Consider the following 20,415-nt stretch of genomic DNA (forward strand, 5'->3'; position numbering starts at 1 on the left):
ACGATCGTGTCCGAGCTTAATTTGCGTCTGATACATGAAACCGGCACGGGCTGCGAGTCATGGTCGTGCGGCATGCAAGCCGGCCCTGGGTGGATCCGGCTCAGCCCGTACGACTGGCCAAATCCGCCCCAATGCGGTGTGCGTTGGCCATCATGGTCAGGGTATGCGGCTTGGCTGGCAGGACCGGCAGGCAGGCGGCATCGGCCACATGGACGCCCGGCAGCCCGACCAGTTCGCCGCTAGGGCGGGTGGTGCCGATGCCGCCGTCCGCTTTCATCGGGAGCGTACCCGCGTAATGGATGTCCGATCCCGGCGAGCCCGGCAGAAACCCTCCGGGCGGAATGATGCCGCCAAGCTTTCCGAAGCCCTTTGCAAGGACGCGGCGCAACCCGCGCATCGCTGCGTCGAGCGTGCCGCCGGCGCTGCCCCGGATCATGATCCGGTCGTCGGACTGCAGGGTCAGGGAATGGCTTGAATGGCCGCCGGGCAGGAAACAGTTACCGACGGCCGTGGCAGGCATCAGCATCCGCCACAGGTCGAGCGCGACCGCACGGCTCAGGGGAAAGCGGTTGACGAATTCCCGCGCCGGCAGGTGGCTTGCGGCAAACAGGCCGCAATGCACGTTTCCGAACTCGCTCACGCCGTCAACGCTGGCCATCAGCTGGGCCATATTGTGCCCGGGTGTGACCGGACGGCCGATCCGTCCGGGCAGGATCAGGACGAACGCCGCCGTTGGGTTGGAGAGCAGGCGCAACGGCTGGCCCACGCGTCCGAGGCTGCGCAGCGCAATGCCACTGGTTGAGATGGTGCCCGCAGCGAGCACAACCTTCCCGGCGGAGATTGATCTTGGGGTCCCGGTCTTGCGCTCAACCGCCTGAACCAGCCATCCGGAGGCGTCTTGGGACAGCCGCTCGACCACCAGACCGGTCCGGTGAGTGAGGTTGGGGTATTTCCTGAGTTCAGCGAGGTCATAGCGCGCCGAATAGATTGCGCCGCGGTGGCAGCCCCACAGGCACAAGCCTGTGTGGTCGCAGCCGAGCCTGCTGCCTTTGTCCTGCGTCAGCAGCGCCAGCCGGGCCCGGCCGATGCGGAGCCCGGTCTGGATGACGCCGGCGCGCCTGCGGCGGTAGCGGTCGAACAGCAGGGTGCAGTTGGTATCGAGCGGAAGCGGTTCGGTCGCCAGGTCATCGAGGCCGAAATAGCCGGACAGGTCGTCGGCGTTGCTGCCACTGAGGCCAATGCGCCGGGCAACAGCGGCAAATCCCGCGTCAAGATCTGCTGGCGCAAACGGGAACGCGGCAAGTTCACCGGCGTCGAAGCGGGCAACTCCGGCGCCCCAGGCATTGGACAGGCCGCCGCTGGCCAACGAACCGATGCTGGTGAAGTTCTCGCAGACCACCCGGTTGGCTTCATTGAAACCGGCAAAGGTGCCGGCCAGATTCGGGATCCGCAGCTTGGGCGACGTCGCATGGGCGGATTTGATGGCGTAATAGTCGGCTCCGGCGAGCCAGTTCCACTGCGTCCTGTCGGTCGCGCGCAGCGACAGGTAGTCCCCGCGCGGCGGGTCCGGCGCATCGTCGCCGCCGCCGGCATCGATCATCAGAACCTTGCGACCGGCCTGCAGCAACGGAAAGGCGGCCGAAACGCCGGCTGGCCCCGTGCCCACGATGATGACGTCATAATCCATTACAGAAGCGGCTCATGTTCGGTTCGGGGACGCAAGCGATCGAGACGGGCGCCGGCCAGCAGGCCGATCATCTGGCGGCCGGCTTCCGCGAAGATGCGGAGACCAAGCATTATAATACCGGTCATGCGTTGGCGCTGATCGCGAATGAAAAAGCGGGCCACGGTGTCGACCGAGGTCTCGGCACAGACCGTCGCCAGATCGACGCGTTTCCAGAACGCGGCGTCGGCCGTGCGGCGACGTAGCGTCGGCTGATCGGCGATGGCCAGCAGGGACGGCCACCGTCTGAACACCGGCCGCAGCAGCAACGGCTCGCCGTGATAGAGCGCCTCGACCGCCCGCACATAATGTTTGATGCAATCGCAGGGGACCGGGCCGCGCAGGACATAGCGCAGCAGCGTGCGCGCCTCGCCGATCAGGCGTCGCCGCCGGCCGCGACCGGACCGGCCAAGCCCGTCGCGTAGCGGCCTCAGTGTGACCTGGAGCGCGGTCAGGCTCGCAGGCGTGTCCATGGCGGGAAGCTCGGACAGCGATTTCAGCCGTTGCGCGATACCGACAATGGCACGCGGCAGATACCGGGCATCGGCCAACGCCACGATGGCCCGCATAGGCAAGGGAAGGCCGACCACCACCCTGTCGAAGCGGATGTCGGCAAGCAGTTTCAGAAAGGTCGAGAAGCCAACCGGCTCGGGCGCGGCAATTTGGTAGCTGCCGGACACGACCTGCTGCCTCGTGGCGCAGGCGAGCAGGGCCTCCGCCAGATCCTCGACATGGACGGGCTGAATATTGGGGGCCGGCACGAAGTGCGGCACCACCGGCGACGCGCGGACAAGACGGCACAGGGTCCCGAACAGTCCCTGTTCGGCGCCGCCATAGACCAGGCCCGGCCGCACCACGATTCCGCCGGCCGCGAGCACGCTTTTTTCGCAGCGCCATTTCGACTGGCCGTATCCGGTCGGGGCGTTGTCCTGCGCCGCCTGGCTCGAGACGAAAACCAATGTGGCGCTTTGCTTCCGCGCCGCCTCGATCAGGCGGTCGAGCGCCACGAGTTCAATCCCGGCATCGGCAAACGGGCCGAGATGGGTCTGGGCAGCCAGATGGATCACCGCGTCGATGCCGTCGAGGGCATCCTGCTGCAGCGGTTCGCTGAGGTCGTAGCGTCGCCAATCCGTCGCGGCAGGCGGCCGCCGCCGGCTCAACGCGACGACGCCGGCGCCGGCGTCCAGCAGTCTTGCGACCACGATGCGCCCGATGTAGCCCGTCGCTCCGGTCACCGCGACCGTGATGCGAGCATCTGCTGGTGGGGATTGCTCCATATCGGCAACGGTTCCGGATTACGGGAGATCCAGACCGCTCGGTCCTTTCTGAAAGATGAAAAGTTTGGAGATGGCAAAGGACGCAACGACGCCAACGCAGTCGGCAATGATCTTGGCGATCGTCACGTTCGGGGTCACGGGGATCAGCAGCAGCAGAAGGCCGGTAGTGAAAGGCGTGTAGAGGATCACGACGGTGAAGTATTTGACCGCTTCCTTCGCCATGCTGTCGCGGCCGATCAACTGAAAGGTCACGCGCCGATGTGCGAAAAAGCCGAAGATCGCGGTCGCGATCTTGCCGATCACGTTGGACTCTGTGACGCCTGCCATACCGCTGTGGTGCAGAAGGCTGAAGACGCCGATATCGACGACGTACGCAAGTACGGCCACCACGATATAGCGGAACATGGTGGAGGCCGCCTGGCGCATCTCAGGTGCGATCGTTGCGGCGGTAGCGCAGCAGTTTGGCGGGCGTTCCGGCCATGACCGAGTAGGGCTCGGTATCCCGGACGACCACCGAATTGGCTCCGACCACAGTACCCTTGGCGAGGCGGACGCCTGGCAGGATCACGACATTCGCGGCAATCCAGACGTCATCCTCGATGACGATCTTTTCCGGAATCGTCGGACGGGCAAACACCGGTGGAAATTCGCCATCGATCGGGTGCCTGCCGGACGAGATCGTGACGTTCGATCCGATCAGGACATGGTCGCCGATTTCGATGCCGCCGATGGCATTGATGTAGGTGCCGGAATTTACTCCGAAGTGCGATCCCACCTGCAGGCGATCGGTACGCCAGATCGTGACGTTTGCCTGGATGAACGGCAGGCTTCCCAGGCGCTTGAAGAGAAGTTTGTAGACGGGATAGCGCAACAGGAAGCCCAGGCTGCCGGGCGCGTACTTGAACAGCCAGAGCAGCATCTGCTCGACTTCGTCGCGCAGTACCTGCCCGATGCTGACGTCCTTGAGCTTGTCCCTGAGAAACGAAATGGTCGACATCAGACGCCCGTCTTTCCCGGGGACGTTTCGCGCGAGCCCGCTAACGCCGGCTTCCTGACGCCGGCATGCGGGGGACGAGGAAGGTTCATCTTCTGCAGCGCTTCGCTCGGGACATTGTGGATGTCCGCTCCAATTGCGGCCAGTAGCAATTGCGATCCGATGATGATCGGCAGGGTCGCCAGCATGACGGTGCCGGCTGGCGTTTCCTGCTCCATCATTCCGTGGCTGATCCAGTTGACGATGCCCCAGATCCCGCCGGCCAGGATCAGGAACAGGCCGATCAGCGTTTCGATGGTCCCGATGTTCATGTCGCGCAGGATGTAATTGTAGAAGAAGCGCTTGAAGAAGTTTTTCAGGTACCGCAGCGGAAAATCGACCAGCACCTTGCCGATCTTCAGGTTGCTTTCTTCGTCACCGTAAATCGAGGCCATCGGTACGTCGCGCACGACCGCCCGGATGACGTTGAGCCGGAACAACATGTCGGACTCGAAGAAGTAGCGTTTGGCGATCTTGTCGAGGTCGATCTCTCTCAATGCCGTGGAATGGATCGCCGTGAATCCATTGGTGGGATCCATGATGTTCCAGTACCCGGACGAGATCTTGTTGACGAACGAGAGCGCGGAATTGCCGAACACTCGAACCGGCGGCATGTGGCGCAGATATTCGATGTTGAAGAACCGGTTGCCCTTGGTGTAGTCGGCAGTGCCGGCGAGGATCGGAGCAATCAGCACCGGAATGTTGTCCGGGTCCATCTGCCCGTCACCGTCGAGCTTCACGACGATATCGACCGCATCCTGGCGGGCGGCGAGATATCCGGAGATCACGGCGCCACCGACACCCTGGTTAACGGTGTGGCGGATCACCCGCACCCGGTCCGGCGAAAAGTGTTCCGCGACCAGATTGCCGCTTTGGTCCGGACAGCAATCGTCGATGACGTAGACTATATCGACCTTCGTCAATGCAAGCCTGACCACATCCAGGATATGACGGCCGACGCGATAGCAGGGTATAACGGCCGCTACCCTCATGTCCCCACCTTGTGCATGCTCCGAGGCGCTCGGCGACTTAGTGCACCGCCGCTGCGACGCATGTCAACGGGTCATGCCTCGGCACCCGAATTTGTGAAAATTGCGCAAAACCACCCGTCTGGACGCCTAGCAAGGCTTCGCGGAATCAGCAAGTGTGATCCGCGTTGGTTCGGCCGGGACGAAAATGATCAGTCGATCACGCGGTGCAACGACCCGGCGGGCGCCTTGAACAGCAGTTCGGTCGCGAATTCCACCGGATAGGACCGTACCGCGAAAATCATGCGCGTTCCGGGCGGAAGGTTCGCCCGGGTCAACTGCTTGCCGTCCTCCACGACCAGAACATTGCACCGGCACGCCATCCCGAACAGGACATAGGCCATGGCGCCATAACGGTCGGTACCGACCACCAGCACCTTGTCGGCCTCCGTTCGCGGGAAGTATTCACTGGCAAAGCGGCCGGCCTGCGTCAGGAACTGGGAACTGGCGATCTGAAAGTGCTGGAATTTCGTAGTGTTGACCGTACCCATCACAAATGCCGCACCGAGCGCGGCGATCATGCAGGCGGGTGCGAAGCGGCTGCGGGCCAACAGCGCCAGTGCCGCACCAGCGAGCGCCAACGGCGTGGCGATGGCAAACCAGCGGATATGGACCGGCGACTGCCATACCGACGTCTCGTTGCGGAAGATGGCCTGCAGCTCCGGATTGTCCCAGGGCAGAATCTGAAATCGCCAGATCAGGGTCAGGAATAGTGAACCGCAGACGAGCCAGCCGGCGCCGACCAGGCGATAGCCGTCGAGCCACGGCAGCCGGGAGGCGAAGACGGGCTTGGTAAGAACCGTGTCCCAGCGGGGGATCGACAGCGCTCCGGTGAAGATCAGGATCAGCAGATAGGCATAATAGCGTCCGTGCAGCCGCATCGCTTCCGAAGGCGTCGACGCCCCGGCTGCGTAGGTGAACATGGCGACCATCAGGAGGGTCGCGCCTGCGACAAAGACCGTGATCACGAGCAGCGTGAGAGGACGCAGGTCGAGGGGGATCGCTCGGTCCGTGCGGAGCAGGTCGCGGGCCTTCAGGATCATCAGGGCGAGAAAGGGGAAGGTGTAGAGCAGCACCCCGGAGGCGTTGGCTGCTAGGTAATAGGCGATCCAGCCCAGCCCATCGGCTGCCGAGCCTACCGTTGTCCGGGCGGCGCTGCTGTAGAACTCGCCGAGCAGAAACCGCGGGTCGAATTGCAGCGACCCTAACAGGGCAGAAGAAAGGGTAATAAAGACGTAGGTCGCTCCGAGATAGACCGCGGTCGCCATCGCCACGCCGCGCCAGGGGCGCCGTTGCGCCAACAGCAGTCCCATGAGCGCGAGCTGGCCGGCGATCACGCCGACCAGCACACTGATGGCATGTGGCTTCAGCAGGAAAGCGACGGCCGTGAGCAGCCCGGCGAGGAGGGCCCCGGCCGCGGGAGATGTCGGCAGAGCCAGCACCAGCACGGCGGCGACGACCGCCGCATAGAACAGCACTTCCGGCATCACCGCGGCGGCATATCCGGATGAGGGCAACAGGCATGTCAGGATCACCGCGACAAGTGCTGGCAGCTTTCCACCCCGACGCAGCACGAACCCGCCGACGAAGCCCGCCATGGCGAGATAGCTGAACACGCCCAGCAGCCGGATGACGGCTGCCGGATCCGGGAAAGCCCGCGCCGAGCGATCGATCAGGGCCAGGAATAGCGGGTTGACCACCCGCTGAAGGTAGGGGTCGTGCAGCCAGATATCCGGCAAGTTGGCCCGCGACAGCCCGCTGGCAAAATAGGCGTATTCGTCCCCGCCGTAGATCGGAGACGGGGTGCCCAGCGCGTGGACGAGTTGAAACAGGGCTGCAGCCGCCAGCACCAGCAGTGCAATACCAAGCGACACGGCGGGGTTTAGAGGCGAATGTTGGGCGAATTGTTTCATGTTCTGCTTTACCTAGCGGTCATCCAATCATAAGAAAAGCGATCAGTTCTCGCCGTGACGGCGGATCGCGTGGCTCCGGAAGCGCCCTTGACTGCATTTCCTGCTCATTCTCGTCTGGCGAAGTTTCGCGGCGTATCCGTCCTGCGTATTTCGACGGTTGCTGCGTACGCTCCGGAATCGGGGGCCGCCTGCACGGACGTCTCGCTGCAGGCCCGATATGGACGCTGAACAGACCGATGCGATTCGACGCCTGATTGCCGGCCGCGACGCCAAGATCAACCTGCTGCTGGCAACCAACGCGCTGTTAAGTCTGCATCTGCGCGATGAACGGCGCGCACTGTCGGCGGAACGGGTGCAACTGCAGTCGGAGCGAGAAATCCACGCCGCGGCCGAGCGGGAGCGCAGCGCGGCTATGGCCGCGATGCAGCGCAAGTTTTACATGCCCGTCCTGCCGCCGCGCCTGAGAGCCATCGCGCGACGCGCGAAGGCGTGGTTGCGAAGTCCGCAGCCTTGAGTAGTTCAGCATGAATAGGGCGAACGCGGCAGATCCGGAACTGGACGGGATGGCTACGCTTGACCATGTGGTGTCGATTGTAATTCTCAACTGGAACAAGGCCGAGTTGACGCTCGACTGCATCCGGCTGGTCAGGGAGCATACCGGAGAACTCAACTATGAAATCATCGTGGTCGACAATGGCAGCACGCCTGACGAATTCGGCCTGCTGACCCAGCAACTGCCCCCGGAGGTCCGGCTGATCTCGTTGAGGGAGAACCTGTACTTCGGCGAGGCCAACAACATCGGCGTCGAGGCGGCGACCGGTGAATACATCCTGTTTCTCAACAACGACGTGCAGGTGACGGCCGGCTATCTCGCGCCGCTGCTGCGGGCATTCGCAGAGAATTATTCCGTCGGTGGGGTGGGGTCGAAATTTCTGTACCCCGACGGCAGCCTGCAGGAGGCTGGGGCCTTCGTGCTTGAAGATGGATACACCTTCCAGCAGGGCAAATTCGGGATGGAGATTTCCGAACGATTCAACCAAGGCTGTCAGATCGTGGACTATTGCTCGGCCGCCTGTCTGCTGGTCCGGCGCGATGCCTTCCTCGCAATATGCGGGTTCGATCCGTTGTACGATCCGGCCTATTTCGAGGATGTTGATCTGTCGCTCCGATTACGGTCGAAAGGCCTGTACACCTATTATTGCAGCGAATCCGTGGTCTACCATCTGGAAAATGTAACCTCGCTGGCGGTCTGGTCGCGCCAGGAAGTCGGTGCGGTCGCCGGTGCGAACCATGAGAAGTTTTATCAGAGGTGGAAGGGCTATCTTGCCGAGCGCCTGGTGCGCGACATCGAGCCGCCGCCGCTGCGCGAGGTGAAACCGGTCGCGCACGCCATCGAGGCGGCGTCGCTCCCTAAGCTCCTGTTGTGCACCTCGGGAAAAATGGAAATTTCCGACGAGTGTCGTGACATGCTGGTGCTGGCCGAGACGCTGGGGCCTTATTACGATGTCGAATTTGCTGCGCGCGAGATGTGCAGCAGGTCTCGGATACGGTCACTCTGCCGGCACTACGGGATCGGTTTGCATGGCGATCGTGTCCATCGCTTTGCTCCGGACAATCTGAATGGCTACCAGCGGGTCGTTCTGTTCGGAGATCTCGGCGTCGATTCCGCAGCCGGGACTGCCCTGCACCGGGCGTCGGATGCGGCCTTGGTCGAACAATTGCTGGGTCACTGAGCTCGGTCGCGGGCAACCAGCGCCGCATGGCGCCAAACACCCAAAACATCGTCGCCACGACCTGTCGGCTCTGCTATGGAGTGAGACCTTTTCTGGGGCGGGAACAAGATGCTGAGACGAATTATCAAGCGGATCACGAGGATCGATGCCGTCGTCAAGGCGCGACGCTATCTGCAGGACAAGCTTCAGATCGACATCTCGTTTCGCGATCCGGCGCTGAATTCCAGGAGGCCGCAGGTCTCTATCGTCGTCGTGGTTTACAACATTCCGCGCGAATCCCGGCGCACATTGCTGTCGCTGTGCGCGCGCTATCAGCGGCATATCGCGGCGCATGAATATGAAGTCCTGGTGGTCGACAACGGCTCTACGCCGCCGGTGGATCCGGAAATGGTCCGGTCGTGCGGCGACAATTTCCGGCTTATCCGCATCAAGGATGCGTCGTCTTCGCCGGCCATGGCCGCCAACCGGGGCATCGCAGAAGCCCGGGGCGAGTATATCGGTGTCATGGTCGACGGGGCCCGAATTGCCAGCCCCGGGCTCGTTCACTTTGCGCGCAGCGGCGCGCGGATGTTCGAGCGAAGCATCGTCGGCGCGCTCGGGTGGTACCTGGGACGCGACTATCAGAGATTTGGCGTCCTTGCCGGCTACGATCACGCACAGGAAGACCAGTTGCTGGACTCGATCAGCTGGCCGAACGATGGCTATCGCCTGTTCGAGATCGCAACGATGGACGAGTCGTCGGTGGACGGCTGGCTGTCGACGATAGCCGAGTTGAACGCGTTGTTCGCAAGCCGTGCCACTTGGCAGTTGCTCGGCGGTCTGGATGAGAAATTCGATCTGCCCGGTGGCGGACTGGTCAACCTCGATACATTCCGGCGGGCGGTGGAATTGCCGGATGCCCGTCTCGTGCTGATGCTGGGCGAAGGGACTTTCCATCGGCTGCATGGCGGCGTCGCCACCAACTCAGCGCCCGACAAGGCGCGCACGAATTGGGACCTGTGGGCCGGCCAGTACGAGCAGATCCGCAGCCGCCCTTACGCGTTGCCTGTCCTCGCCAATCCGCCTGCCTATGTGGGAACATTGCCCACCCCGGTTCTCGCGCGGCTGGTGCGCGCGGCGGTTCATCCGGCCAAGCTCCACAACAGCCCGGCGCCGCTCGGCGACGGCTTCGATTTCGGCCTGTGGACCGCTGCGGCGTCGCCGCGGTCGTCCGATCCGGTGATCGCGCAACTCGTCGATCTTGCCCAGCAACAGTTTCGCGCCGGGCAATACGCGGCCGTCGCCGCGCTGTCGCGTCTGATCCTGAAGCGCGATCCCCGCGAGCCCGAGGCAGGGCGCTTGCTATCTCTGTCGTGCCCCTGGCTTCCATCCGAGGCAGCACCGTATCCACCACAGGAAAACTACCACCTGGTGCTGGGCGAAGCGTGCCGCCTGTTCGGCGAAAACGAAGCGGCCAAGGGGCATTACCAGGAAGCCCTCAAGATCAACCGCGATCTTGTCCAGGCGCATGTCGGCCTTGCCACCATCAGGTTGCCCGGCGACTTCTACTATCAATGGCTCGATCGGCTCTATACCGAACTGAAGCCCGACGTTGTCGTTGAAATCGGCGTTTATGAAGGAAAGTCGCTGGCCTATCTTCGCCCGCCGACATTGGCCATCGGCGTCGATCCCGAGCCGCGACCGCTGGTGCCGCTGCAGGTGAACGCGAAGATCTTCAAGCAAACCAGTGACGACTTCTTCGCCGGCAGCGAACTGGCCGGTCTGCTCAAGGACAACCGCGTCACGATCGGCTTCATCGATGGCCTGCACCTTTTCGAACAGGCCCTGAAGGATTTCATCAACCTCGAAAAATATTGCGGCCCCAAGTCCATCATCATGTTCCACGACACGTTGCCGCTGGACGAGGCGACCCAGAGTCGAGCCACCGACACTCAGTTTCATACCGGCGACGTGTGGAAGACCATCGTCTGCCTCAAACACTATCGGCCGGACCTGGACGTTTTCACCATTGCGACCCCTTGGACCGGCCTGACGGTTGTCGCCGGCCTGGATCCGGGCTCTCGCATCCTGGCGGATCGCTACGACGAGGCCGTCGAGCGCTTCATGAAGATGCCGTTTGGCGAGGTCGCCGATTGTCTGGACGCCAGCATGAACGTCGTCCCCAATGATTGGGGAGTCGTGAAAAAGCGTCTCGGAAGCCACGGAATCCTGTAGCCGATGCGGAAAAGCGCGGCTGGCGATGGCACGGTTCGTTGGACGGGATCCGGCTCGGAGGAAAGGGCTGTCCGTGGAGGACAAAGCCGGAACGATGGCCTCGATCTGTTGAGGTCGATCGCCATCCTTCTGGTGCTGGTCTCTCATTTCGGGGGCGGAGTGACCTACGCCGCCGGCATCGGCGTGCCGCTAGCGGTCTTCGTGCCCGGCTATTTCGGCGTTGAACTGTTCTTCATTCTCAGCGGTTTCCTGATCGGAAATCTGCTGTTCGACATCGCCGAGCGCGATGTCAGCCCGCGCGCGCTGGGCATCTTCCTTTTGCGCCGCGCGATGCGAACCATGCCTGTCTATTTCCTGTGCCTCGTGGCGCTGGTGGTGATCGCGCCGCCCCTGCATCCCTCGACCACCCTGCCGTTGTTCGCCGTTTTCGCGCAGAATCTGGCGTGGCCGTTCCCCGAGTTCTGGTTTCCGGTGACGTGGTCGCTGACGATCGAGGAGTGGTTCTATCTGAGTTTCAGCGCTTTCATGATCGGGGCCACGGCCTTTTGGCCGGGCAAGGGACCATGGATCGCGATCGGGACGTACCTGGTCGTGCCCCTGATCGTCAGGCTTCTGGTTGCGCCGGATCTCGCCTGGGACGATCATATCCGCAAGGTCGTCATCACGCGTCTGGACGCGATCGCTTACGGCGTGGCTCTGGCCGGCATCATCCGCAAGAGCGATTTTCTGGACCGGCGTGCCATCCCGTGCTTCGCCATCGGCCTGGCAATGCTGCTCGCCATTGCGGCGTACTGGTTGCTGGTGATCCAGAAATGGAACATCGACGGCTACTTCTGGCGGACCTTCATCTTCAACCTGACCGGCATCGGTTTCGCGCTGGTGTTCCCCATCGCGCGGCGTGTCAGGTTTCAACCGGGCGGACCTGTTCGTCGGGTCGTTCTGGCGATCAGCGCGTGGTCATATGGCCTCTACCTCGTCCATCTCAGCATTCTGGTGCAGGTGTCGCCCTGGCTCGATGGCGGTCCGGTAAAGGCCTCGGGCGCTCTGTTGCTGGCGCTGCTCGGCAGTTTCGTCCTTGCCTGGCTGCTCCACATATGTGTGGAGAAGCCCATCCTGCGCCGACGTCCCCCGCAGTTCAGCGGCGCAACGCGAAGTGGGCCTGCGGCGCCGACACCTGCCTGAGCTGCCGCGGCGGATCCCGGCCGCGGCGCAGCCACCTGCGCCTGGCGGCTTGTGCGATACTTTCCAGACGACCGCGTCGGCTGGCGACCATCGGTTCGGGCAGCAACGCGTCGTGGGCAGCGACGTCGTCCCGAAGGATCTCTGCCAGTTCGCGTTTCAACCGGATCTCGCTCCGCTGCAGCCTCGTTGCGTTGGCCACATCGAGCGCCTGCTGGCAGCAGCGCGTTCCTGTCTCGCGCGAGAATTTATCGATCACGAAATCATAGGCGGCCCGCTGCATGCGGGTCCACTTCTGCTCGTCGAAATACAGCGTCAGGATATGCTCTGCCAGTTCTTCGGGCCGGTCGGCGATCAGGGCCTGGACGCCGTTCTTTAGGCCGATGCCTTCGGCGGCAATGCCGCTGATCACGGCCGGCGTCCCCAGCGCGAGGCTCTGTATGACTTTCCCCTTGATGCCGGCTCCGTATCGTAGCGGCGCCGTAAAGACCCGCGCCTTGTCGAACCATGGCTGCAGATCCGGGACGAAACCGGTCACAACGATCCGCTCGGTAGCCAGCGCCTGGACGGCGGGGCTGGGGCTGGCGCCGGCCAGCAGCAGACGCGCGTCTGGGGGCAGGCGCTTGACCAGCAGCGGCCAGACCTCGCGCACCAGAAACTCGGCGCCGTCGATATTGGGCGGATGGGCGAAGCCCGCCAAGAACATCACGTCCCGCCGCTCGGCGAAGGCGACGTTCGATTCCTGCGCTTCGACAAAGATCGGCATCTCGACGATGGTCTTCAGAGGGTAAGGCATCCGCGCCTGGATTTCGACGGTTTCGGCCGACGAAGTGACGATAGCGCAATCGGCGCGGGCGATGATTTCGAGCTCGCGGCGCTGCGTTTCAGCGGCCCGCAGCAAGCCGGGCTGGCTCTTTCGCAACAGCGCCTCGCGGGTTTCCCTCAGGTAGTGCAGATCGATGTTGTGAAATATGATCGGCGCGAGCGGAATCCGACGCCGGACTTCGTCGAACACATCTACAGCGACCGTGATCCTGTAGATCAGCACATTGGTGAAATTGCAGCGTTCGTCGAGGACCTTGGAGATATTGCGAACGAACGGCGCGTACAGGCACTCCACGCCGGTCCGTTGCAGGGACGGTCCAAACCGCGGCTCGAACCGGTAGTCCGATTGGGCGAGGAACGTGATCTGAAACCCGAGTTCCTGGTAGGAGCGGATCATCTGCATGGTGACGACCGAGCCCGAATCCATGTCCGGCATCGGATTCATGGAATCGATGATCAGCATGCGTTGCGTGGCGAGGCGATTGGCTTCGTCATGGGGAGTGACGCCGTTCGGGGCGTGGTCCTTGAGCCGGTGTCCCCAGCGGTCGGCCAGCCGCTTCATATTGGTGACCTGATAGGCCTTGATGCCGGACGCCACGTCGCGGCCGTGGGTCTTGCCTTCATAGTGGATGACGCGCGCCAGCGGCTGATACCAGGTTTCCAGCCCCAGTTCGCGGATCCTGAATGCGATATCGGCATCCTCGCAATAGGCCGGGCGATAGTCCGTGTCGAAGCCGCCCAGCCGGCACCACAGGGTGGTAGGGATGGCGATGGCGGCGCCGCTGCAGTAATCGACCCGCCTCGCAAAGCAGTAGCGCGAGTGATTTGGATCGTCGTTGCGACCGTAATTCCAAGCGGAGCCGTCGCGCCAGAAGATGCCGCCGGCCTCCTGCAGCGTGAGGTCTTCGTTGAACAGCTTGGAGCCTACCAGGCCGGCCTTGGGGAAGATAGCAAACGTCCCGATCAGCTCATCGAGCCAGCCCCGTGCGACCCGCGTATCGCTGTTGAGCAACACGACGTAGCTGCCGCGGGCCTGTCCGGCTGCCCAGTTGCACGCATCGATGAAGCCGCCATTGCTGTCCCGACGCAGGTACCGGATCCAGGGTATCGCGCGGAGGCGTTCGGTCTCCCTGGCCGCCGGAGAGGCGTCGTCGCACACGATAATCTCGACGCTGTGCTGGCTGATATGCTGCGACAGGGAGTCGAGGCAGCCAAGCACGAACGGCAGCTGGCCATAGACCGGGATGACGATCGTGACGACAGGCGACAGGCGATCCACCCTGATGCGCGGATTGCGCGCGGCGAGCTCACGGGTCGCTTCGGCGACCCAGCGCGTGGATCCGTCGGGCGAGAGTGAGAAGCCGAACCGCGCGAAGAACGAGCGTCCGGCCATATGCTCGAGATCGACTATGTCATCCGGCATCGGGTGGTCGCCGCCGACCCATTTCAAATCTTCGTCGATGGTGCGGATCGCGCGATTCTCGTGCTGTCCCCAATCGATATAATGAAGCAGCGGATTGGCATGCGAGCGCCGGACGTCGGGGTGTTCGGCAAGATAGGCTTGCGCCGAAAATCGCGGCGAAGGATTGCAGCCAAGAGTGGCGCCATTGACGAGGTAGTGCATTGCGGCGTCGAGGCCCTGCGATGCGGCACATGGATTCTGCGAAAGATAGAAGGCCTCGTCAAAAAGATGGCTGGCACGGATGCGCTGGGCTGCGGCTTCGCGGCTGTGGTGTGGGATGTCCGTGGGCGCGAGCCCGCGATCTTCGTGGCGTCCATAGTAAAAATAATGCTCGAGCGGCTCGATGCCGGCCTGAGCGATATCGGTATGGGTCTTGAGATAGGCCGCCGTGTTGAAGGCGGCAGACGGGCGCAAGTACTGACGGCGCCCGATCGTCCAGTAATGCGTCCACAACTCCTTGTCGGACGCGCGGACACCGGGTCCGTCCATAAGCTCGGGCGCATTTGCCATCGCATAGAAGGCCGGATCGAAGTAGCCCAGCCGAACGAGTTTCCGATACAGGGCGCTGCTGGCATTGACCGGAGCTCCGCGACGCGGAGACAGGCTTGCGAGCGCCCGCAGCCGCCGCAGGGCCGTGCGCGCATACCGCTTGATTTGCGGGTGACCCGATAGCAGCGATGCTGCATGCACCTTGAGCCGCGATAGTGTCTTCGAATAGACGTCAGGCATTGAATGTCCGGGGTTCGACTTGACGAAAATTCAAGTGGCTGATTTCGAGACCATCAATTGGCCGACTCTGGCTTCTGCTTCCTTCAGCGCCGCTTGCATGGCGCGGATCGTTCCGGTCTGGCTGTCGATGTCTTCGCGCAGGCGCTGGATGATGACGTCGCTATCCATCGGCTGCGTCAGCCCGGCGCTGTCGCCCGAGGCCAGCCTAGTATTGCCGAGCACCATATTTCCGTTCTGCAGGTCGAGGTTCTCGAGGCGCAGCCGGATGATTTCGGCGTCGCGCTCCTCGATGCCGCCCCGCAATGAGTTGGCGATGTCCGGCCCATGATCGGCCAGTTCGTAATGGTTCGAGATGGCCTTGCCCAACCGGCTGTAGATCTGCCGGACCAGTCCCGCGCTCTCTGAATCGTCGGGGAGCTTCAGCAGGCACTGAACACGGTCGGGCAAACCATTGCCGATGCCGAGCATGCCGAGGCCGTTGCCGTGCAGGAATTCGAAGTGCTCGTGTTTGGCTTTCAACTCATCCCAGAGCCGGTAGACGCCGAAGTTGCGCTCCCTGACATTGATGTCGTGGAACAGCACGACGGCATTCGGAGCCAGCTTCGGAATCCATGACGTGTAGTCGTGGTTGGCGTCTTCGTAGTGATGCCGGCCGTCAATGTGCAGGAGATCGACCGTGCCGTCTTCGAAATGCACGAGGGCATCGTCGAAGGTCGAGCGGACCATTCGGGCAAAGGAGCTGTAACGGGCTTCGATGAAGGCAAAGACCTCGTCATAGATCTTGTCGCCATAGAAGCCGGCATGTTCGTCTCCCTGCCACGTATCGACGGCGTAGCAGCGGACCTGCGTGCGCACCTCGAGGGCCGCCTGGCAGAAAGCCGAGAAGGAATACCCCTTGTGCGTCCCCAGTTCGACGAACACCTTCGGCCGCAGCGCCTCCATCAGCCAGAAGGCAAACGGGGCGTGTTCGGCCCATCCCGAACCGACGCTGGACAGGTTTGGAAACCAGAATGATGCAGGCGAAATGCACTTTAGCGCCGCTTCATCCGCCAGCGGGCCACGCTCGGCCATGGCAGCAGCCTTGTCGTCGATTGTCATTCAGGAATTCCGTGGCGTGGGTGGCAGAGCGCGCAATATGGCTTCGGGCGTTTATAAACTCAGACGGACGATGACGCAATTGAACAGCGTCCTGCCATGCGATGCCTGGCAGCCGCGGGTGGCGCGGGCAAGGGGGCGGTCAGGAAATGGCGCCGTCCGATTCATTTCCGTGGATCGGCAGACATCCAGATTGCTCCGGCAGAATGCCTATGATATTGGTTCGGAATTGCCATTTGCGCTAGAGATTGACCGCTTGCACAGCGCGGGATTGGGTTAGCCGAAGTCCATGTCTTTCAGTTCTCCGGGCTTCATTTTCGCGTTTATGCCGCTCTTTTTTATCTGTTATTTTTCGGTGCCCGCGTGGCTTCGAAATGCGGTTCTGGTTGCGGCAAGCCTGGCCTTTTACAGCATAGAGGGCGGGTTCGTGACCGCGGTCCTGATCGCCTCGATCGCGGTCAACTACGTGTTTGGCGAGCTCATCGACAGATCAGTGTCGCATCGCTGGCGGTTGAACGTGCTGGCTGCAGGCGTTGTCCTGAATCTGGCGCCGCTGCTGTATTACAAGTACTGGAATTTCATTCTGACGGTGGCGAATGATGCGCGCGGCCTTGTCGGCGAAACCGCGGCGTTCAGCCTTGCCGAGATCGTGCTGCCGGCGGGGATTTCCTTTTTCACCTTCCAGGGCCTGTCCTACATCATCGATATCTACCGCCGTGATATCAGGCCGGCCCCGACCATCGTAGATTTCGGCATGTATCACACGCTCTTCCCGCAGTTGGTTGCAGGTCCGATCGTCCGGTACCGCGAGGTCGAACGTCAGATCGTCACCCGTGACGTCGGTGCTCGTGACGTCGAACTCGGGATCATCCGGTTCTGCGTCGGGCTTGCCAAGAAACTCGTGCTTGCCGACAGCATGGGGACCGTCGCCGACCACATGTTCGGCCTTGCGCCGGACCAACTGACGACGTCGGCCGCGTGGCTTGGCATCCTCGCTTACACCTTGCAGATCTTCTTTGATTTTTCCGGCTACTCGGATATGGCCATCGGTCTCGGTCGCATGCTGGGTTTTCGCTTTCCCGAGAATTTTGACCAGCCGTATCGTTCGAAGAGCATTACCGAGTTCTGGCGGCGCTGGCATATGACGCTCTCGCGCTGGTTTCGCGATTACCTCTATATTCCGCTCGGGGGCAACCGCTCCGGCTGGCTGCGCACCTACCTCAATCTGTTCATCGTCTTCGTACTGTGCGGCCTGTGGCACGGCTCGGCCTACACCTTCCTAGTCTGGGGAATCTACCATGGCTCCTTGCTAGTGATCGAGCGGATAAACATGCGCATGTTCGGTCTCTCGCTGCCGTCCGTCGTCGGCTGGCCGCTGACGCTTTTGCTCGTGGTGATCGGCTGGGTCTTCTTCCGCGCCGGGACGATGGCCCATGCGGGCACGATGCTGTGGGCGATGGCGGGCTTCGGGGCGACCTCGTCGGTGTTCGACCTCGCCGCCTTCGTGACGCCGGACAAGGTGGTGTTCTTCCTGGTCGCTTGCGTGATCGCCCTGTGGCCAAAGGGGACGCAGATCAGCTTTGCTGGTCGCTGGTCGGAGACCGCGCCGCTCGGCCGATCGCTGAGGCAAGTCGGGGCGCTCCTGCTGTTTGTCTATTCGGCGGCCCTTGTCGCCGCCAACGGATTTAACCCCTTCATCTATTTCAGGTTTTGACGACGGTCATGCGCTCCCGCACCTTCATCGCGATCTTCCTGATCCTGTCGTTGCTGCCTGCATTGCAGATGATCACGGGGCTCGTACCGGTGGCTCCCGTGAACGAAAATCGCAGGCTGGCGGCCTGGCCGGCGTCGCTGGCCCCGATTGACAGCATTCCTCGTGCGGCCAGCGATTGGTTCAACGATCACTTCGGCTTGCGGCCGCTGCTGATCCGCCTGAAGACTCAGATAGACTATTCTGTGTTCAGGACGTCGGACCGGGTTCTGGTCGGCCGCGACGGATGGCTGTTCTATCGCTCGACGGTCAACAACGAAGCGCCGATGGTCGAAACCATGCTCGCCAGTAGCAAGGAAGCCGACATCGTCGCGGGTGTACGGATGTTCTCGGATGCGCTGCAGAAGGCGGGTATCCGCTCGGTCCTCGTGATCAACATGATGAGCGATCGCTTCTATGCCGACAAGCTGCCGGCGGCCGCCATCCGCCGTCCTGCGCATCCGCGCATCGACGACCTGATCGCGAAGTTGCGGCTGCTGCCTGACGTGCAACTGGTGGACAGCTTTGCGATCCTTCGGGAAACCATGAAGCAGCGAGCGATCTTTCATAAGACGGACTTTCACTGGAATGATCCCGCCGCCTTTCCGGTCGCCGAAGCCATTGTCGATGTCATGAGCAATGCAGAAGGCCTGCCGCAATCGGCCTGGAAGCACAGGCTTGAGATCCAGACGATGCCCTCCAGCGGTGGCATTGCCTCGTTCATGCCGCTGTTCGTCCCGCCTTCCGAGCAGGCTCTGATGGTCAAGCCAAACTTCGCTGGGCCACCTGGCCTCGCGAACAGTTTCGACGTCGGCATCTTTGAGCAGGTCACCACAGCAACGCCGGGAACGCCTGGATATCTGCCTTCAACGGTCTTTGTTGGCGACAGCTTTTTCGATGGAATGATCCGGGCAGGAATTCAATCTTCGTTCCTTGCGACCGCCCGTGCGCGCTGGAAGCCAGATCTGAAGCTGAGCACAATTGCCGAAAACCTGCCTGCGGGCACCCGTTGGTGCGTGATCGAGTTCATCGAGGTTAATCTGACCGCGCTTGGTGCCTTCGCCGATCTGGACGACGTCGCCAAGGCAGCCAGAATTCTTGAGCGCCGGGGTAGCTGAGGGCTACCTTCCGCCAAGAAATCTACGATGTAGTAAATCTGGCATTGAGTAAAAATGATCGCAAGTTCTGGAACTCGAAGCCATTGTAGGGCACGCACTGTTGCGGTGGGATACCTTCTTGCCATCGGCAGATCCCCCGTTTTCGCATCAGCGGTTCGCTATCTCACGTCGAAGGGGTTCTATAATCGGACTCCCATCTGCACTGTTGAGAGTATCACGAGACGAGAAGGCGGTCCAACGGCGGCTTGTGTCCTGATGAAGAAGGAGATCGCGTCGGAGCTTAGGATGCGGGCGAGCACGATCGTCCCCTTGGCGCAACGCTTTGCCGAGGGAGGGTTACGGATCAGTCACGTCGAGGACTTCTTCTTGCTGCGGACCGAACGTGCCCTGAAACGAGGTGTGTTCGGCTTGGTCGCCAAGCTCGAAAAACTATCAGGAATTACATCCAAGCCACAAATGCCGATCGCAAACCGTTCCTCTGGACCAAGACTGCGGATATATCTTGGCCAGCATCAAATGATGACTTCGCAAACTCTCTGTGTACGCCTAGAATGAAGCTTATTTTGGAATCAGGACGCTAAGTTGGCGCTTCAACTCGAGCAGGTGCTACGCATGCTGAATATCCGGGGAAATCGTTCGCTGTCCGATATCGCAAGAACGATCAACGATGCCTCCGACACGACGTCGAAGCCGATCTATTTCTACGATCGCTATGAGAGCTTTTCGCGCCGCTGCGCGGCGAGCCGGTCGCCGTCATCGAGCTCGGCGTCCACAAGGGCGAAAGCATCAAGGTGTTTTCGTCCTATTTTCACCGCGGCACCGTCGTCGGGGTCGACATCCAGGACTACGGCCTCGACCTCACCGGATACGAGAACGGCCATTTCGTCGTCGGCGACCAGCGCGACGGCGCCCATCTGCAGCAGATCGCCGATCGCTTCGCTCCGGCCGGGTTCGACATCATCATCGACGACGCCTCGCATTACGGCTCCTGGAGCAAGCTGACCTTCGATTCGCTGTATCCGCGCCTGAAGCCCGGCGGGCTGTACATCGTCGAGGACTGGCAGCCCGGCTACTGGGACGACTGGGCCGACGGCTCGCGCTACCAGCGCAACATCGTAGAGGTGCCGAAAGACCATATTCCGCCGCGCATTCCGTCGCACGACGCCGGAATGGTCGGCTTCATCAAGTCACTGGTCGACGAGATCGTCGACAGGCCGGTGACCGTCCGCGGCTCCCATATCGGCCATCCCGCCAAGTTCGACTGGATGCACATCAACGACACCTTTGCGGTGCTGAAAAAGAAGAGCTGACCGCACGCCGGGGGGCGGCCTCCGGA

At 62.0% G+C, this 20,415-nt stretch carries 16 protein-coding genes; 8 read left to right on the forward strand and 8 right to left on the reverse strand.

Going from position 1 to position 20,415, the window contains the following annotated elements:
- Positions 1–100 precede the first annotated feature (100 nt).
- The 6 genes from ACUXVA_RS14630 to ACUXVA_RS14655 all read right to left on the reverse strand — a co-directional run bounded on the left by ACUXVA_RS14630 (position 101) and on the right by ACUXVA_RS14655 (position 6,974).
- Positions 101–1,687, reverse strand: a complete 1,587-nt coding sequence (locus ACUXVA_RS14630; RefSeq protein ID WP_445492897.1) for a GMC oxidoreductase — start codon at positions 1,685–1,687, stop codon at positions 101–103.
- The gene (locus ACUXVA_RS14635) at positions 1,687–3,000 is read right to left on the reverse strand and encodes an NAD-dependent epimerase/dehydratase family protein (RefSeq protein WP_445492899.1); all 1,314 of its coding nucleotides are present in this window, start codon (positions 2,998–3,000) and stop codon (positions 1,687–1,689) included. Before ACUXVA_RS14635 ends, ACUXVA_RS14630 begins: the two co-directional genes overlap by 1 nt.
- A gap of 18 nt (positions 3,001–3,018) precedes the next feature.
- Positions 3,019–3,426, reverse strand: a complete 408-nt coding sequence (locus ACUXVA_RS14640; RefSeq protein ID WP_445492901.1) for a GtrA family protein — start codon at positions 3,424–3,426, stop codon at positions 3,019–3,021.
- 1 nt (position 3,427) lies between these two features.
- A complete protein-coding gene (locus tag ACUXVA_RS14645) occupies positions 3,428–3,997 on the reverse strand; it encodes an acyltransferase (protein ID WP_445492903.1) in 570 nt (189 codons plus the stop codon).
- Complete coding sequence (locus tag ACUXVA_RS14650) at positions 3,997–5,025, reverse strand: glycosyltransferase family 2 protein (RefSeq protein WP_445492905.1); 1,029 nt, start codon at positions 5,023–5,025, stop codon at positions 3,997–3,999. The genes ACUXVA_RS14645 and ACUXVA_RS14650 overlap by 1 nt, the downstream gene beginning before the upstream one ends.
- Before the next feature lie 188 nt (positions 5,026–5,213).
- On the reverse strand, positions 5,214–6,974 hold the full coding sequence (locus ACUXVA_RS14655; RefSeq protein WP_445492907.1) for a hypothetical protein: 1,761 nt from the start codon (positions 6,972–6,974) through the stop codon (positions 5,214–5,216).
- Positions 6,975–7,191: 217 nt separating this feature from the next.
- Between ACUXVA_RS14655 and ACUXVA_RS14660 the strand changes: the two genes are divergently transcribed.
- The 4 genes from ACUXVA_RS14660 to ACUXVA_RS14675 all read left to right on the forward strand — a co-directional run bounded on the left by ACUXVA_RS14660 (position 7,192) and on the right by ACUXVA_RS14675 (position 12,103).
- Complete coding sequence (locus tag ACUXVA_RS14660; RefSeq protein ID WP_445492909.1) at positions 7,192–7,488, forward strand: hypothetical protein; 297 nt, start codon at positions 7,192–7,194, stop codon at positions 7,486–7,488.
- A gap of 10 nt (positions 7,489–7,498) precedes the next feature.
- Positions 7,499–8,707: a glycosyltransferase family 2 protein gene (locus tag ACUXVA_RS14665; protein WP_445492911.1), complete on the forward strand. Its 1,209-nt coding sequence runs from the start codon at positions 7,499–7,501 to the stop codon at positions 8,705–8,707.
- A 108-nt stretch (positions 8,708–8,815) separates the two neighbouring features.
- Entirely contained in the window at positions 8,816–10,921 is a 2,106-nt protein-coding gene (locus ACUXVA_RS14670; protein WP_445492912.1) for a glycosyltransferase, read from the forward strand.
- Between the two features lie 3 nt (positions 10,922–10,924).
- Positions 10,925–12,103, forward strand: coding sequence for an acyltransferase family protein (locus ACUXVA_RS14675; protein WP_445492914.1), 1,179 nt, complete (start codon positions 10,925–10,927; stop codon positions 12,101–12,103).
- Here ACUXVA_RS14675 and ACUXVA_RS14680 read toward each other — a convergent pair.
- Both ACUXVA_RS14680 and ACUXVA_RS14685 read right to left on the reverse strand, forming a co-directional pair.
- Complete coding sequence (locus ACUXVA_RS14680; protein ID WP_445492916.1) at positions 12,057–15,116, reverse strand: glycosyltransferase; 3,060 nt, start codon at positions 15,114–15,116, stop codon at positions 12,057–12,059. The two genes, ACUXVA_RS14675 and ACUXVA_RS14680, sit on opposite strands and share 47 nt — an antisense overlap.
- A gap of 30 nt (positions 15,117–15,146) precedes the next feature.
- The gene (locus ACUXVA_RS14685; RefSeq protein WP_445492918.1) at positions 15,147–16,214 is read right to left on the reverse strand and encodes a class I SAM-dependent methyltransferase; all 1,068 of its coding nucleotides are present in this window, start codon (positions 16,212–16,214) and stop codon (positions 15,147–15,149) included.
- A 286-nt stretch (positions 16,215–16,500) separates the two neighbouring features.
- Between ACUXVA_RS14685 and ACUXVA_RS14690 the strand changes: the two genes are divergently transcribed.
- The 4 genes from ACUXVA_RS14690 to ACUXVA_RS14705 all read left to right on the forward strand — a co-directional run bounded on the left by ACUXVA_RS14690 (position 16,501) and on the right by ACUXVA_RS14705 (position 20,389).
- On the forward strand, positions 16,501–17,925 hold the full coding sequence (locus ACUXVA_RS14690) for an MBOAT family O-acyltransferase (RefSeq protein ID WP_445492920.1): 1,425 nt from the start codon (positions 16,501–16,503) through the stop codon (positions 17,923–17,925).
- Between the two features lie 8 nt (positions 17,926–17,933).
- The gene (locus ACUXVA_RS14695) at positions 17,934–19,079 is read left to right on the forward strand and encodes an alginate O-acetyltransferase AlgX-related protein (protein WP_445492921.1); all 1,146 of its coding nucleotides are present in this window, start codon (positions 17,934–17,936) and stop codon (positions 19,077–19,079) included.
- 255 nt (positions 19,080–19,334) lie between these two features.
- Positions 19,335–19,634 (forward strand): hypothetical protein, encoded by a 300-nt coding sequence (locus tag ACUXVA_RS14700; protein WP_445492923.1) that lies wholly within the window; start codon positions 19,335–19,337, stop codon positions 19,632–19,634.
- A gap of 200 nt (positions 19,635–19,834) precedes the next feature.
- Positions 19,835–20,389 carry a class I SAM-dependent methyltransferase gene (locus ACUXVA_RS14705; RefSeq protein WP_445493293.1) on the forward strand — a complete coding sequence of 185 codons (555 nt, stop codon included), beginning with the start codon at positions 19,835–19,837 and terminating at the stop codon, positions 20,387–20,389.
- The last annotated feature ends 26 nt before the right edge of the window (positions 20,390–20,415 follow it).

This window comes from Rhodopseudomonas sp. RCAM05734, assembly GCF_052658035.1.

Excerpts from the sequence above, each read along its gene's own strand:
- ACUXVA_RS14630 (WP_445492897.1), bottom strand. The coding sequence starts at position 1,687 with ATGGATTATGACGTCATCATCGTGGGCACGGGGCCAGCCGGCGTTTCG.
- ACUXVA_RS14635 (WP_445492899.1), bottom strand. The coding sequence starts at position 3,000 with ATGGAGCAATCCCCACCAGCAGATGCTCGCATCACGGTCGCGGTGACC.
- ACUXVA_RS14640 (WP_445492901.1), bottom strand. The coding sequence starts at position 3,426 with ATGCGCCAGGCGGCCTCCACCATGTTCCGCTATATCGTGGTGGCCGTA.
- ACUXVA_RS14645 (WP_445492903.1), bottom strand. The coding sequence starts at position 3,997 with ATGTCGACCATTTCGTTTCTCAGGGACAAGCTCAAGGACGTCAGCATC.
- ACUXVA_RS14650 (WP_445492905.1), bottom strand. The coding sequence starts at position 5,025 with ATGAGGGTAGCGGCCGTTATACCCTGCTATCGCGTCGGCCGTCATATC.
- ACUXVA_RS14655 (WP_445492907.1), bottom strand. The coding sequence starts at position 6,974 with ATGAAACAATTCGCCCAACATTCGCCTCTAAACCCCGCCGTGTCGCTT.
- ACUXVA_RS14660 (WP_445492909.1), top strand. The coding sequence starts at position 7,192 with ATGGACGCTGAACAGACCGATGCGATTCGACGCCTGATTGCCGGCCGC.
- ACUXVA_RS14665 (WP_445492911.1), top strand. The coding sequence starts at position 7,499 with ATGAATAGGGCGAACGCGGCAGATCCGGAACTGGACGGGATGGCTACG.
- ACUXVA_RS14670 (WP_445492912.1), top strand. The coding sequence starts at position 8,816 with ATGCTGAGACGAATTATCAAGCGGATCACGAGGATCGATGCCGTCGTC.
- ACUXVA_RS14675 (WP_445492914.1), top strand. The coding sequence starts at position 10,925 with ATGCGGAAAAGCGCGGCTGGCGATGGCACGGTTCGTTGGACGGGATCC.
- ACUXVA_RS14680 (WP_445492916.1), bottom strand. The coding sequence starts at position 15,116 with ATGCCTGACGTCTATTCGAAGACACTATCGCGGCTCAAGGTGCATGCA.
- ACUXVA_RS14685 (WP_445492918.1), bottom strand. The coding sequence starts at position 16,214 with ATGACAATCGACGACAAGGCTGCTGCCATGGCCGAGCGTGGCCCGCTG.
- ACUXVA_RS14690 (WP_445492920.1), top strand. The coding sequence starts at position 16,501 with ATGTCTTTCAGTTCTCCGGGCTTCATTTTCGCGTTTATGCCGCTCTTT.
- ACUXVA_RS14695 (WP_445492921.1), top strand. The coding sequence starts at position 17,934 with ATGCGCTCCCGCACCTTCATCGCGATCTTCCTGATCCTGTCGTTGCTG.
- ACUXVA_RS14700 (WP_445492923.1), top strand. The coding sequence starts at position 19,335 with ATGAAGAAGGAGATCGCGTCGGAGCTTAGGATGCGGGCGAGCACGATC.